This is a genomic window from Halopenitus malekzadehii (assembly GCF_900108505.1).
In the GTDB taxonomy this organism is placed as follows: Archaea; Halobacteriota; Halobacteria; order Halobacteriales; family Haloferacaceae; genus Halopenitus; species Halopenitus malekzadehii.
This window is the reverse complement of record NZ_FNWU01000016.1, coordinates 1-13,459: the sequence shown is the minus strand read 5'-3', so window position 1 is coordinate 13,459 and position 13,459 is coordinate 1. Positions and strand designations below refer to the sequence as shown.

General features: G+C 58.5%; 16 protein-coding genes and 2 pseudogenes. 6 read left to right on the top strand and 12 right to left on the bottom strand.

Annotated elements, in window-relative coordinates; all coding sequences use genetic code 11:
- Positions 1 to 37: 37 nt before the first annotated feature.
- The 8 genes and pseudogenes from BLW38_RS13670 to BLW38_RS16745 all read right to left on the bottom strand — a co-directional run.
- Positions 38 to 784 (bottom strand): helix-turn-helix domain-containing protein, encoded by a 747-nt coding sequence (locus BLW38_RS13670; protein ID WP_004048592.1) that lies wholly within the window; start codon positions 782 to 784, stop codon positions 38 to 40.
- 61 nt (positions 785 to 845) lie between these two features.
- Positions 846 to 1,130: a hypothetical protein gene (locus tag BLW38_RS13665; protein WP_049983734.1), complete on the bottom strand. Its 285-nt coding sequence runs from the start codon at positions 1,128 to 1,130 to the stop codon at positions 846 to 848.
- A gap of 37 nt (positions 1,131 to 1,167) precedes the next feature.
- Positions 1,168 to 1,830: a DUF6735 family protein gene (locus BLW38_RS13660; RefSeq protein ID WP_092817766.1), complete on the bottom strand. Its 663-nt coding sequence runs from the start codon at positions 1,828 to 1,830 to the stop codon at positions 1,168 to 1,170.
- A 156-nt stretch (positions 1,831 to 1,986) separates the two neighbouring features.
- On the bottom strand, positions 1,987 to 2,322 hold the full coding sequence (locus BLW38_RS13655; RefSeq protein WP_092817765.1) for a hypothetical protein: 336 nt from the start codon (positions 2,320 to 2,322) through the stop codon (positions 1,987 to 1,989).
- A gap of 338 nt (positions 2,323 to 2,660) precedes the next feature.
- A complete protein-coding gene (locus tag BLW38_RS13650; protein WP_092817764.1) occupies positions 2,661 to 3,002 on the bottom strand; it encodes a type II toxin-antitoxin system PemK/MazF family toxin in 342 nt (113 codons plus the stop codon).
- Positions 2,999 to 3,358 carry a MarR family transcriptional regulator gene (locus BLW38_RS13645; RefSeq protein WP_092817763.1) on the bottom strand — a complete coding sequence of 120 codons (360 nt, stop codon included), beginning with the start codon at positions 3,356 to 3,358 and terminating at the stop codon, positions 2,999 to 3,001. Before BLW38_RS13645 ends, BLW38_RS13650 begins: the two co-directional genes overlap by 4 nt.
- Before the next feature lie 90 nt (positions 3,359 to 3,448).
- Positions 3,449 to 3,730, bottom strand: coding sequence for a DUF7558 family protein (locus BLW38_RS16750; protein WP_092817780.1), 282 nt, complete (start codon positions 3,728 to 3,730; stop codon positions 3,449 to 3,451).
- Positions 3,731 to 3,769: 39 nt separating this feature from the next.
- Positions 3,770 to 4,171, bottom strand: a pseudogene (locus BLW38_RS16745) (hypothetical protein); the annotation flags it as partial.
- A gap of 136 nt (positions 4,172 to 4,307) precedes the next feature.
- On the opposite strand from BLW38_RS16745, the gene BLW38_RS13630 reads away from it, so the two are divergent.
- Both BLW38_RS13630 and BLW38_RS13625 read left to right on the top strand, forming a co-directional pair.
- Positions 4,308 to 4,859, top strand: a complete 552-nt coding sequence (locus BLW38_RS13630) for a DUF7342 family protein (RefSeq protein WP_092817762.1) — start codon at positions 4,308 to 4,310, stop codon at positions 4,857 to 4,859.
- A 17-nt stretch (positions 4,860 to 4,876) separates the two neighbouring features.
- Positions 4,877 to 5,365 (top strand): hypothetical protein, encoded by a 489-nt coding sequence (locus tag BLW38_RS13625; protein WP_092817761.1) that lies wholly within the window; start codon positions 4,877 to 4,879, stop codon positions 5,363 to 5,365.
- Positions 5,366 to 5,563: 198 nt separating this feature from the next.
- Here the strand turns inward: BLW38_RS13625 and BLW38_RS13620 are convergent.
- Together BLW38_RS13620 and BLW38_RS13615 are read right to left on the bottom strand one after the other, a co-directional pair.
- Positions 5,564 to 5,827 (bottom strand): annotated as a pseudogene (locus BLW38_RS13620) (hypothetical protein); the annotation flags it as partial.
- 318 nt (positions 5,828 to 6,145) lie between these two features.
- Complete coding sequence (locus BLW38_RS13615; protein WP_092817760.1) at positions 6,146 to 7,549, bottom strand: LLM class flavin-dependent oxidoreductase; 1,404 nt, start codon at positions 7,547 to 7,549, stop codon at positions 6,146 to 6,148.
- Positions 7,550 to 7,824: 275 nt separating this feature from the next.
- On the opposite strand from BLW38_RS13615, the gene BLW38_RS13610 reads away from it, so the two are divergent.
- The 3 genes from BLW38_RS13610 (at position 7,825) to BLW38_RS13595 (ending at position 10,150) form a co-directional block, all read left to right on the top strand.
- Positions 7,825 to 8,166 carry a winged helix-turn-helix domain-containing protein gene (locus tag BLW38_RS13610; RefSeq protein ID WP_092817759.1) on the top strand — a complete coding sequence of 114 codons (342 nt, stop codon included), beginning with the start codon at positions 7,825 to 7,827 and terminating at the stop codon, positions 8,164 to 8,166.
- 345 nt (positions 8,167 to 8,511) lie between these two features.
- Positions 8,512 to 8,784, top strand: a complete 273-nt coding sequence (locus BLW38_RS16865; RefSeq protein WP_394327087.1) for a DUF7521 family protein — start codon at positions 8,512 to 8,514, stop codon at positions 8,782 to 8,784.
- Positions 8,785 to 8,866: 82 nt separating this feature from the next.
- Positions 8,867 to 10,150 (top strand): DUF6498-containing protein, encoded by a 1,284-nt coding sequence (locus BLW38_RS13595; protein WP_092817756.1) that lies wholly within the window; start codon positions 8,867 to 8,869, stop codon positions 10,148 to 10,150.
- A gap of 406 nt (positions 10,151 to 10,556) precedes the next feature.
- Here BLW38_RS13595 and BLW38_RS13590 read toward each other — a convergent pair whose 3' ends face one another.
- On the bottom strand, positions 10,557 to 10,874 hold the full coding sequence (locus BLW38_RS13590) for an RPA12/RPB9/RPC11 RNA polymerase family protein (protein ID WP_092817755.1): 318 nt from the start codon (positions 10,872 to 10,874) through the stop codon (positions 10,557 to 10,559).
- Between the two features lie 210 nt (positions 10,875 to 11,084).
- Between BLW38_RS13590 and BLW38_RS16570 the strand changes: the two genes are divergently transcribed.
- Complete coding sequence (locus BLW38_RS16570; RefSeq protein WP_092817754.1) at positions 11,085 to 11,297, top strand: hypothetical protein; 213 nt, start codon at positions 11,085 to 11,087, stop codon at positions 11,295 to 11,297.
- A gap of 610 nt (positions 11,298 to 11,907) precedes the next feature.
- Here BLW38_RS16570 and BLW38_RS13575 read toward each other — a convergent pair.
- Positions 11,908 to 13,188 (bottom strand): RNA-guided endonuclease InsQ/TnpB family protein, encoded by a 1,281-nt coding sequence (locus BLW38_RS13575; RefSeq protein ID WP_092817752.1) that lies wholly within the window; start codon positions 13,186 to 13,188, stop codon positions 11,908 to 11,910.
- Positions 13,189 to 13,459 lie beyond the last annotated feature (271 nt).

Here is a 13,459-nt window from a genome sequence, read left to right as displayed (position 1 = left end):
TCGATATGTCTTTATTGGAATATTCCAACTACGGCCTTCAGTGGGATGCCAGCCGTTCTTCCGCTACCCGCTCGCCGGCGACATGTTGCTTCGCCAAATGTTCTTCCGCCCGACGGAGTCGGTAGGTGAGTGTTGACCGTGGCACGTCGAGATGCTCGGCGAGCTCGCCGACGTCGACCTCACGGGGTGATTCGTAGTAGCCGTGTTCGACCGCGGCCTGAAGCGCGGCCTCCTGGGCTGGCGGGAGGCCGCTCGGTGTCCCGTCGCGTCCCCTAGCTGATGTTGTGTCCGCTGTGCGGAGCATCTCCATCTGGGCGCACTCCCCGACGGCGACTTTGAGAGCGTCGAAGAACGCCGCCATGTCGCCCTCACCGGAGTGGATGAGTCGCCACGTGTAGTGGCGGCCCTCGTGACGAGTCTCGAACAGCACGCCGTCGCCGAGGTGGTCGCGAGCGATGTGGGGGACTGAGGCGCAGGTCGGAGTGCGCTCCCAATCTGAGTAGAGGATGAGCGCGTCGTCCGTGCGGTCGAGGACGCGGGTGGTCTGTGTGGCGCCGCAATCCTCAGTCGCCAGACAGTCGGCGTAGTAGTCGCCGGTGAGAAAGGCGTCCTCGATAGCGTCGAGCGCCTCAGGAGTTCCGGTAGCATGGTCGACCCGCCAGAGACGTTCGGCAGTGGCGTGCAGCGAGAGCGAGCGGACGCGGGCGTCGGAGTGGTCGGCGAGAGCGTCAGCCACCCTGTTACAGCCGGGCTCGTATTCGAGAGCGAAGACGAGTTCGCGCATACCCCGTCTAAGGCCTGCTACGACATAACCCATGGCCTGCAGCGTTGTCGACCAGTAGACCTCAGATTACGTCGTCAGGGTCGTGAACTTCCTGCATTCGCTGTGCTTCGGCCGCGTATTGCTCTTGGAGGTCGGGGTCATCGACCATGCCAAGATTGCCGGGTTCAGCATCGACTGCTGCTGTCGTGTCTCGGACGTCGGTGAAGGACGTGAGTGCGCGTTCCTTCCGATAGTACTGTTCTCCATCGGGCGTCGCGTAGGTGAGGATGATCAGGTTCTGTTCGTCATCGGAGTACGTTCGTTCGACAAGCCAGACACGAAGACCGTCTTCAGATTGATTTGACATACTTGTGTGTTCCCCGGTATCCACTAAGGGATTGGTGTTACGGCTTGCCGAGACTCGCTGTCTCGAAGGGTGATTCTTCGGTCGGAATGAGCAGCTCCTGTCGGTCTCCGACTCGTTCGGCCAGCTTCCGTTTCAGGTACTGTCTCGCCGTCGACGGCGTGAAGACGCCCTTGTCGAGCATATCGCCGACGACGTCTTTGAGGGCCGCAAACTGTCCCTGCAGGTGGCCGTCGCCGACCGGCTCGCCGTCGTACCAGCGCACCGTCGCGAGCGCGCCGTTCCCCACCGTCTCTCCCTGTTCGACTGTCTCTGAATCGTACTGCAGCCCGAACCATAGCGTCCGATAAGCGGTCACCTCGAACGTCGTCGACACCACGTAGAACGCCTCGTGGTGGAGGTAGTCGAGATGGTCAGCGACGATCTCGTCAAGCGAGAGGCCTGTAGCACGGGGTTTTGGCTCGACGACCGTCGGCGGTCGATCCTCACCGGCCAGGTAGCCGTCGACGGCGTCTGCCTCGAGGCCATCGGCCAACTCCGCGAGGAGCTGCTTCGCCCACTTGGAGTCGGTGTCTTCGCCACCGAACGGCGACTCCGCCGAGATTCGATGTTTGAGCTTCAGGTTCGCTGCGCCCCAGTGGCTATAGTGGAGCGTGTACTGTCCGTCTGTGCGTTCGTACGCAACAAGTGCGCGGTGTCCCATCGAGTAATCACCTCACGGGGCGACCGCGACTGGATCGCCCCGCACCCCTCCCGGGGGCGAAAAAACGCTACCAGTAGCTGCTAGCGAGGCTTCATATTTGGGAAGGGTACTGAAATTGGGGTAGCTAAATCGGCAAGTGGAGCTGCGAACACACCGTTACAAATCATATTTTGAGGGGTCACAAAGTGCGATGCGTGCCTCGTCGGCAGAGACGGTGAATATCACGACTTCTAACCCGTGTTCAGTGGCGATGTTGCGTATGCTTTTCGGGGCATTTTCCGGGTCGGCTTCCACAGTATCACCCCCGGGTAGCGGGTCGAGAATCCGTATCCAAAGTGGTTGGTTCTCGTGTTTCAAGCTCGCCTCGCGTGGAATCGTCCCAACTACCCACTCACCGGACAATCCCGGCACAGCCGTCTCGCCGCTATCGAACTCGAAGCCAGAATAGCCCGCCTCTTTGAGTTCTTTTCTCACACGCTCCCAGTCCGTCATTAACCGTCTAATCGAACAATGCCGAGGTAAATATACCGCCTGTGCTGAATGAGACGGGCATCCTCCGTACTTACCGAAGCGACTCACCACAGGGATCGGGTTCTCACCAACTGATTTGGAGTGAAACGGCCGCTCAGTAGGTGTGCACATCCTCCTTTTTTTTCGTCGGGTGCGCTCGCTTCGCTCGCGCACCGTTCCTCGAAAAATCTGGACCAAAAAGCCCGACAGTATCGTGACTACCAGACGTCCAAGATACGGGTAGCTCATTGGGAAACAGCGGACAGAGCGGAGCAGCACGTTGCCACCTCGGTGTTGCTATTGCCAGCAGTCAAGTCCGTCTAGGAGGAGATGTAGTCGATTAACTGGCTCGCCACATCCTCAGTTCGTTCGTCGACGAGAGAGGTCAGATAGTGGTCGACGTCGGCAGCACTGTTGAGGGTCACAAGCGACCATGGGAGGACATGGCTTCGCTCTCCGAGTGGGTCGTCGTCGTAGTCATCATTTTGGAGCGTGAGTGAATCTTCGTGGTAGGTCTTTGTAGAGATTAGGACAGTAATGAACTGTACCCCGTGGTTCGGGAACTCCGGGCTTCCCAGAACGAGCATTGGGCGACCTTTCTCCGAGAGTGGATCACTCGCCCAGACGATATCACCGCGTTCCAGGTCCTCGAACGCAGTCACTGTATTTGCTCCATCTCGTCGGTCTGAAGCTCCTCGAGACGCTCTTCACCGTACTGTTCGTCCGCCGTCTCGTGGTGGCGGTGGAGCCGGTAGGCTGACTGGAGTCGTTCGTCGTCATCTGTGATTGCCCAGTACGGACGCTTGTGCCGCACAAGCCCACGCTCCTTCAGGCGAGAGAGGATCGCACTGACAGCATCCGTCTCCAGGCCGAGTCGCTCGGCAATCGTCGCTGCCTTCCACGCCCGGTTGTCGTGCTCGTCGAGGAACAGCACGATCCGCTCGGTGTCGTTCCGCTCCTCGAACTTGTCGGGGTCGGCGTCCTCGAATTCGTCGATATCGATGGTGCCGCTGGACATAATCTGGTGTTGGAACTGTTGGCACATAGCTGTTTGGCACATTTGTTACTTGGGTTGGATAGTGTCTGTACCGGGAGGTGGGGAATGGGCTCACTCCGCCGGCATCGCGACGAGATGCTCCTTGAGGTCGTGCGTCCAGTACGTCGCGAGCCCGCCCGGACTACAACGCTCGCACAGCTGTAACGGGCCTTCGAGATGACCGAGTTCGACGCGGAAGCGCGTCAGCGCCGCGAGAGCGTCGACGACGAGCCCACAGCTGTCGCAGGCGTAGTGATCGCGTTCGTCGGGATCGGGCTCCGTCTGGATCGCGCAGTCGACGCAGATCGGGTGGGTGACCCGCTCGTCTTCGCCCCAGGTATGCGCCTCGCCAATCTTGGTGCCGGGTGGCGCGTCACAGAACGCACACCCGGAGAGCGTGTAGCCGTCGACGGCCGGCTCCGCCTCGTTGGCGGAGAGGAGGTTCGCCGCGGCGCCGCCCTTCGCGACGGCGCCGTAGAACGTGGTCGACTCAACGACTAGGTGGACGATGCCGAGGCACGTCGTCGACGCTGCCTCGTCCGTGCTAGTGGCGTCACTCCCGAGATGGTTGCTGAGACAGAACCGGCATTTCGTCTGCCCGTTGGGGACTGACGCCCCACAGGACCGGCACTCGTCGTCGGTGGTCGTCGGCACATCAGGGTAGCCACCAGCGCTCGTCGCGACGCGTTGCCGCCGGGGGGCACCCTCACACCCGTCGTCCAGCCTCGTGTCCGGAATGTGGGACGCCTCGCCGGTCGGCCGCAGTTCTGCAAAGTCTGAATATCGGTTGTACATCGGTTGGTTCATAGCTTCTGTCGGAATCGCATTTCAACGTCCGGACGCCTATGTTCGCAACCCACTCTTGATTATGCGAGAGAATACAAACATATATGGGAGTTCAGCGCCAACACTGTCGTAAGAGGTGCTAAGTATGTCCGAATCCCCGCGAGATGGGGTCCAGTCGTGGACTGAGTCGATGAGCGCCCGCGACCGTATTCGGGCGGTTGCCGAGACGCTTCGCGAACCGCGGTCGGTCAACTGGATCAGTGAGCAGGCCGACGCCGCCTGGAGCACGACCAACGAGGAGCTCCAGGATCTCGTCGACCAGGGCCAGCTGCGCCGTGTCGAGGCCGGCGAGACGACGCGCTACCAGCCGGACTACACGCGACTGCTCTTCGAGGAGATCCGCACGCTCATCGAGGAGAACACGCGCGAGGAGCTGCGGAGCGAATTGGCCGCGATCACCGAGGAGATCGAGGAGTGGCAGGTGACCTACGAGGTCGAGACGTGGGAAGAACTCGAACAGTCGCTCGCTGACGGCGACCTCGCAAGTGCCGAGCTCCGCGAACGCCGCGACGTCATCGCGTTCTGGCGTGAGAACGAGGAGGATCGCCGCCTCATCAAGCACGCACTGGAACTCTACTCTGACGTCGAAGTCGCCCGCGAGCAGATGACCGACGTGGCTGATCGCGCCACGAGCTAATCCTCCTCTCTCACAGAATGATCTTTCTTGCCGGTCGCGACCGCTATACACAGCGGACCCTCCTCCGCGACGTTCACGACCGATTGACGAACCAGCCAGGGTGTGAAGAGGTCCGCTATCGCCCGTCTCGACGCCGACCGCGGTACGTCATCGCGGATGTCGATCCGACGACGTTCCTGAGTGACTCCTACAACGCGGCGACCGCACGACTGGAGATTCGCTTCTGGTACCCCGCCGGTGTCGACCACGAATACTACCGCATCAACTGGGTCGAACCGGACCGAAATCTGATGCTCGGCTTCCACCAAGACGCCGACCATCCGGACCTTGGACCCTGTCACATCCAACTCAATTATGAAGACACGCCTATCGACCGGCATAGCGCGACGTTTCTCGATGCGCACCCGCTCGCGGTCCTCGATGACCGACTCCAACAATTCCCGGCAGCGGTAGAGGCGATTCGTTGGGAGAACGGGACGACTTCGCTCCCTACCTGGCCCGTCTAGACTGCGAGTTCATCTCGATGTCCTCAGCGGCGTCGTCCTCGTCGGCATAGAAACCCGTCACGACGCGAACGAGCCGACCGGCGCCAGGATTCTCACTTGAGAAGTCGAGCGGAGGGTGGGGGCAAGGGAGTGGAGCCAACTCCAGCGTTAACCAACACCGTGTCGGTATCTGCCGAGAATGTTGGTTAAGTCTAGCCGCTACGGCGTTCGGAGCCCTCCAACTGGCTTCACGACGAAGGAGTCTGGTCCGCTGGCTGCTCTCTCACCTGCTCGCTCCGTCGGCGTCGATGCTGACCGCGTGAGCTGGGTGATGAGCTCGTCTCGAATGATCCATCGAGGGACGGTGGTTTCGTGCCAGCCCAACCGGTCGTCGAAGTGCCGTTTCTGGAACTGCTCGCCGATGTCGTCGCTGGCGACGTACTGCGTCTGCGTCGACCGCCCGACCTGCCGGGAGATGAAGACGTCACACGGGCCCGTCGGAGCACGCGGATCGTCCGCTCGCCACGGTCCCAGTTCCACTAGATACGCTCGTGATGGTCTATCTCGAGAAAACGGTCAACCCGATCCGTAATTGCCGACTCGTTCGTAGTTATTCACATCAGCCGGCCGTCGGTTCAGCCACACTCCGGAGTAACGGAAATAAATTGTCCGTCGAAGCAGGTACGAGAATTACCTGTCACTGTAGCGTGTCTACAAGCCAATATACGAACCGAGCTCATCGCGATCGTACGTGAGTGGAGCCGAGCAAAACACGATCTCTAGAGGAAGGAAGAAGCCTAGTCAGTCATTTTTCGGAACTTCCGCGGGGCGCTTTGAGTCGTATGCGTATGCCGAGCCCGTATGGTCCTCGTGGAGAACGTTGTCACCAGTTTCGAACATCGTCTCTCTCAACGTCTCTCCGGTGTACTCCTCCCGATGCAGGCCGCGATCCTGCAGCTCGGGGACGACGTGTTCGACGAAGTCTGAGAGCGTTCCGGAGCGGAGAACCTCCGTCAGATTGAAGCCGTCGATGCCGGCCTCATCGACCCAGCGTTCCATCTCATCGGCTATCTGGGCGGGCGTTCCAACGACGGGGACTCCAATACCGCCGACGCCGATAAACGCGGCTACCTCGCCGACCGTCCACTCTCGGTCGGGATCTGCTTTCGTGAACGAGTCGACGATCCCCTGAATGGCGTCGGACTCGATGTGTTCCACTCGTTCGTCGGGATCGTACTCGGCGAAATCGATGTCTGTCCATCCGCCGACTAAGGCCAATGCCCCCTCGTGACTGACGTACTCCTCGAGTTCCGCGTACTTCTGTTGGGCCTCTTCCTCGGTGGGAGCTACGATCGGCGCGATAGCCGCGAACACGTGGAGATGGTCGGGTGAGCGTCCGTACGCGGCAGCACGCTCGCGCACGTCTTCGACGTACGATCGTGCGGTGTCCACCGTCGGCTGGAACGTGAACACTGCTTCCGCGTGCTTCGCGGCGTATTCTCGTCCCCGGTCCGACTGTCCAGCCTGATACAGAACGGGCGTACGTTGAGGCGACGGCTCCGTGAGATGGGGACCAGGAACCGTGAAATACTCCCCATCGTGATTTATTTCGTTGACCTTCTCCGGGTCCGTGAACGTCTCAGTTGTGGGATCCTTGACGACGGCGTCCGGCTCCCAGCTCTGTTCCCAGAGCTTGTAGCACACATCGATGTACTCCTCGGCAAGATCGTATCGTTCGTCGTGTTCGATCCGCCCCTCGAGGCCGAGGTTAACTGCTGCATCCTCGAGGTACGAAGTGACGATGTTCCACGCGATCCGACCGTCAGTCAGGTGATCAAGCGTCGAAAGCCGTTTCGCAGTCATATACGGCTTGGTATAGGTCACGGAATGCGTCGCGGCGAATCCGAGGTGGTCGGTGACCTGAGCCATCGCCGGGATCGGTAATAACGGATCGTTCACCGGCGTTTGGACGGCCTCCCGGACGGCAGTGTCCCGAGACCCGTCAAAAACGCTGTACGTTCCGAGTACGTCGGCGATAAAGACGGCGTCGAACTTGCCCTCTTCAAGGGTTTTTGCGAGGTCCGTCCAGTATTCCATATCCGTGTACGCATCCGAGTTATCGTCTGGATGCTTCCACAGACCCGGCGACTGGTGACCGACGCAGTTCATCGTGAATCCGTTCAGGTGGATGTGGTCGTTTGCCATCACACTCGTTGATTAACCGGAATGAACGTAGTTCGAGTGACACGGGATACAATCACCGTGGTCTGCGAGGCGAGCAAACGCATCTCGGAGCTCTCTGAACACCGCCCTAGCGGTTATTCAAACGCCACTTAGCCTTCACAAGCCGAGAGCAGGCTGTACACCCTCTCTCAAACTTTTTGTGTAGCAACTTGCTCTCTCAGCATCGCTGAAACAGGAATGTAGTTAACTGTGATACTTGCGGACATTGCTTACTTGTACCCGAATCTGGCATACATATGGACGAGGACGAGGATGCTGTCCTGGCGGTACTCGACGATGAGTACGCCCGAGCTATCCTCGCTCATCTCACAATTGAACCGATGTCAGTTGATGAACTCTGTACGGCCTGCGAGATGTCTGATGCAACGGCATACCGCCGTCTCAACCGGTTGCAGGACGCAGACCTCGTGACCGAACAACAGGAACTTGATCCCGACGGCCACCACTACAAGCGGTATGCAGCGACCGTCGAGGCCGTCACTGTCACGTTTGCTGATGGGGACTACGAAGTAGCAGTGACACGTTCGGCTACCGATCCTGCCGATCGGTTCACGGATCTGTTCGAGGGGTTGTCCTGAAATGTTTCTCTTACAGCTGGATGCGACTGGGACAGCCCCATTCATCGCGATTAGCGTGCTCGTCCTCTCAGTGGTCTCGGTAGTGCTCTCACTGACTATCGCCGTGGTTCTAGTTCGTGGCTACCGTCGGGGACCGACTCACCGCGGGATGCTTTGGCTCGCAGTCGGTCTTATTTTCTTGATAACGGTCCCCGAGTTGCTTCGCGTCGGGGTACCGACGGCAACCGACATCGGGACCGTCGGTCGATCGATACTTGTCAGTAGCTGTGAGCTATTCGGACTCGGGACGATCCTGTGGACCGTGTACGGAGGTGAGCTGCGATGACAGCGGACAGTTTATTGGCAATGGAACCGCTCAGTGTTGTTTCGATAGCCCGTAGTGTGACTGCGCTCGCTGGACTGTTTGTCGCTACGCTGGCCTATCGTGGGTACAGACGCAATAGCTCCGCGAAGATGCGGGCGCTTGCTATCGGTATCGGTCTGTTAACGACGGGTGTTTATGTGGCGGTTATGGTCGCTGATATGACTGGAGCAGGGAACGGGCTCGTCTTGCTCGTACGGGGTCTCGTGACAGTTATTGGCCTGTGTGTCGTGCTGTACGCTATTCTCATAGCATAGCTAGTTCTGTCGAGAAGATCAACAACCACAGCTGATACAGCCATCACCAACTATTTGTTCCGATCGGCCGGCCATCCGATGGATGGTCTCCCGTCGAACCGTGCTTCGCGACAGCCCCTCCCCCGAGACGATCGCGGTTATCGTTGCGAACACGCTGCCGCTCGTCGGCGTCGTCGCCCTCGGGTGGGATCTCGCTGCGCTCGTCTTCCTCTATTGGTTCGAGCTCGGGATCCTCTCGTTTTGGGCCGTCGTGAAGGCGGCGTTTGCCGGTCGTCCCTCGGAGTTCGACTCCGATCCGCTGATCGGCGGCGCGCTCGCGAGCAAACGGACCGCGATACCGGTCCCGTTCACCGAGCTCGGCGTTCGACTCTCCACGCTGCCCGTTCTCACCGTTGTTATTCCCGTCCTCACGCTGGTCTGGTTCTTTGCAGGTGTGACGACCGTCGGCGTGATCGGCCCGGAAACGCCCGAGTCGGATGCACTGGTGCTGGTGACGCTCTCCGCCTTCGGCATCTTTCTCAGTGAGGGGGCCTCGACGTGTCTCGAGTATTTTCATCGAGGCGGATACCGCGAGCACAGCGCCCAGATGGCGATTCAGGGTGTTTTCATGCGTGCAGCAGTGATCGGCGTCGGCGGGCTACTCACGGCGACGTTCGTCGCGCTTGCCGCAGACTCGGTTGCATCCGACGATCCCATCACGGCCGTCGATCCGACGCTCGTCGGGTTCCCGATTCTCCTCGGGATCGTTCTCGTAAAGTTCAGTTTCGATCTCGGCGGGCTGTACCGCGATCGGCTCGCCGCCTTCGATGAGGAATCGTCCCTCGACCTCGGCTGGGCGTATGAGCCCCCGTCCGATGACCCGATCGAATCAGTGAGCGACGTTAACGCGCAGTTGCGACCGACCCTTTCAGGACGACTGGTCGGCGGCGTCTCGCCTGCACACGTCCGACGGCATCCGGGTGCGTTGTCCGTCGGCGGGATTCTCCTTCTCGTTTCGACGCTGTTTCTGTTGGGACAGGCCTGGGGCGTCGGTCTCAGCCTCATCGGAGCTGGTTTCATCGTTTCGATGGGGCTTCTCACGATCGACTACGGGATGCGATATGGCGGCGTCGAGTACCGGATCTCGGAAGAGGAGATCGTTGCATACGATCGACTGTTCCGAACGCGTCTGTGGCGGATCGAGCCGTGGGACGAACACGGCGTACGCGTTGAACGTGATCGGCTTCACGGGTGGCTCAAGACGTCAACGGTCGTCATCGAGTGTGCCGATCGTGAGTTGTGGCTTCCGCACCTCGAGGATCCCGAACTGATCCTTGACGTGTTCGACCGTCGTGCCAACGGTATCCAGCTGACGGAGAAAACGTAGTGTAAGAGATGCGGTGGTGAAACGCTGTTAACAATATCGCGTGAACTGTTGGTAGACACTGTGGCTTATGTTGTATGGATGGGTGGCTCGACAATGAAAGTTGTCACCGTGTTTATTCCACGATATTCATAGCCGAATCAGATATAAGAATCTGCTTGCTTACTGATACACCCGTTCGAAAACAGATTGTACAGCGATTATGGCAACGACGACAATTGTAAACCGCAACAACAACCCAAAATTCGTCAATATCCGAAGGGCGACAAGAACAGCAAGGGCTACCACAGCAGAGGCAACCAGCTTCTGATTCTCGTGGGAAACCATATCGCAAATCCAGAGAATCGAGCAAAGTACCTACCGAAAAGTGTTCCCCTGGATTGAGCGGCGGGGCTCGCGAGATGCGCCGTCAGGACTCGCGCCACTTGTGGTCGCACTCGACGCAGGTGAACAGCCGAACCTCATAGGAGCCGCCCGGCTTCGGCATCATCTCGTAGTAGGCCCGGTCGCTGTCGCAGTCGTCCGCCGGACAAGGCTCCTGCATCGTCTCGGTAGAACCCTGGGTCGCATCGGCCACGGCGGGTGTCCCGTCGTCCCGCTGTACATCCTGAGTCGCCATCGCGGCTTCTGCTTGCGAATCCCGAGGCTCCTCGTTCCCACAGGAGCGACACACCCACGTGTCGCCCTCCGTGTGCATTATCGAACCACATTCGTCACAGAATTGCATATAACGGAGGAAGACACGATTATCGGATATATGTGTTAACTTCCGATCCGTCGTGGGTTTCAGGCAACTGCTTCTGCTGACCGCACTGAGCGATCCACAGCCGATGCTTTCGGGCTTGTTTGGCTGAATCAACCGTAAGATCGCGCTTGCGTATTGAGTACCGCCTGTGTTATCAAAAGAAACTACAGTTGTCAACCTACTGTATCGAGTATGGTAATCTCAACGACGTCAGTATGGGACGAAGTTGCGGACGAATTGGCAGAGAACCAGATAATTGAGTATGAAAATGCTACTGTGTACGGTGATTTTGACCAAGAACAAATTCTCCATCAAGGCAGTATCCGAATCCTGCCAAACAGTTGGGTCGCACTACCCACTGGACGTCTTCTTTCTCCGGAAGCAGTCCACCATATTGATGCATAAATCTACTGTATTGAGCGATTCCTATGTGGGTGTGGGAAGTCTTATATGACACCTTCAGTCACAGCCAGTCAGGATCGACATTGACGAGGTCGGCACTGATCTCCCAGAGCCGCTGTCGATTCGCTGGATTGGATGCCTCTGTTGAGGGGAGCGTGACCCGATCTCCGGTGACGTAGGTGCCGGTTTGTTCACCGAATTTCTGGGCCGTGACGAGTTCGTAGAGCCGCTATGCACCTTCCTGTTGTGTGGGGACCATCAGTCGTGTCCGGAGTGGGGCGTCGCGAAACAGGTTCGTCGATGGGACGAAACCAGGGTGGAAACAGTTCGCCGTGATCTCTGCGTCTTCGAGTCGGTCGGCAAGTTCGAGTGTGAACGCGATGGTGGCGAGTTTAGACCGGGCATACGCCTGGAGCGAATCGTAGTCGTTTGTGAATTGGAGATCGTCGAAATCGAATGCGGCGCGGCGGTGGATGTCCGAGGCGGTAACGACAACCCCCGCTGGTGTAGACGTTCTGAGCCGGGTCAGTAGTTCGTCAGGAGTTGACATCCTCCCCGCGCTGAAGCGCGAGGATTCCCACGGCACCGCACCGCTGGGTTGGGATATTGTGGTTTACGACGTGACCTGTTCTTGAGGCGCGAACGCGCCAGTTTCCTTGTCAAACAAGAACGTCGATGGCTGTGCCAACCAGCCGTTACTCCTATTCACCGACAGATTCGGTGAACTCGGAGATACTTTCTGTCGAATGTTCTCAGCACCGTTCACATCTGCGTTCGCCACTGTACCGCACTCATCACAGACATACAGTCCGCGTTCAACACGGTTCGCATCACGCTTCCGACCACAGCACGAGCACGACTTCGAGGTATCCCGCTCTGACACCTGTTCAACCGTGATACCTTCCATCTCCGCCTTGTATTCGAGCAGGTCTGTAAATCGGTCGAACGCCCACGAGTGCAAGTCGAGGTTGCCGTGTTTGCCCCAGTCTTTCGACTCGCCGGTCTCCCCATCCTCACGGACGCCGGAGAGATCACCCACCACGATCGTTCCAACTTTCTCGTCAACACACCGCTGGACGATGTGCTTTGAGAGCGTGTGGAAGTAGTGGGTGCGGCGAGCTGACTTCTTCTGGTTCAGCCGGGTGGCCTGCTCGGAGTCCGAGTCGTCACACCGAGCGATTCGCTTGCTGAAGTAGTAGTCGTCCTGTTTCAAGCAATTGAGCGGATACAACTCGCTGTGACCGTCCTCGTAGGCGAGCGCAGCGAAGTTGTTGATCCCGAGATCAACACCCACAGTCTTCTCATCGGGAGCTTCAGCCACCTCGATTTCGACCTTACAGACGAAATGCAGTTCCCACTCGTCGCCCGTCCAGACAACCTTGACTTGTTGGACGTTCTCCACGGCGGAGAGGTCAACCTCGGGGCGAGTTTGGTACTTGCACAGTATGAAGTCTGACCAATACTGTTTTAGATTCGACCCTTTTGAGAGTCGAACTCGGTCGTACTGCGTGTCGAGTTTGAAGCCTTTCTGCTTGAATGTGACTGTGGAACGCGGGTGCTCGTCGCCGTGTTTGCGGTAGCCGGGCGGGCTCGCTTTCGTATCTCCATTGCGCCGTTTGCCGTACCAGCCGTTGAACGCCTCAGCGAGTTCTTGAAGGACTCGCTGACTTGACTGCGAATGCAGGTCATCATAGCGTTCGTGGGTCTTGAGGTACGTGGTGAGTTCGTTGTGGTTGGGAATGTGATCGATTTCATCCCAGATCCGACTGCACGTCCACCGTCCGACGTTCCAGAGCTTACTAGCTGCGAACCCGAGCGAATCAAGGTCGCCTTGCACCCGAAACTGGTTCCGTATGGAAGCAGTGTAGGTGCGAGTAACGACCTGTTTCGCCATATGTAACCTATGTAGACAAACTTACTTGAAGGTATGGATTGGCGCAGCGTGGAATATCCAGCCGCGCCATCGAACGGTGGACTGCGAAGGGTGGTATCGGATTCATCCCCGCGCTAAACAGTAGTTGCCGAATCAAATCTCATTCTGTACCACCCAAGCCGTTGAGCTCGCAAATCTCCCGATCGTGGGAGATTTCGCTGTAACAGATTCAGTGGGAGAGCGAGGGAACGCCGCGCCAGCGGCGTTCCCGAGCGATGCCTCTCCGAAATGA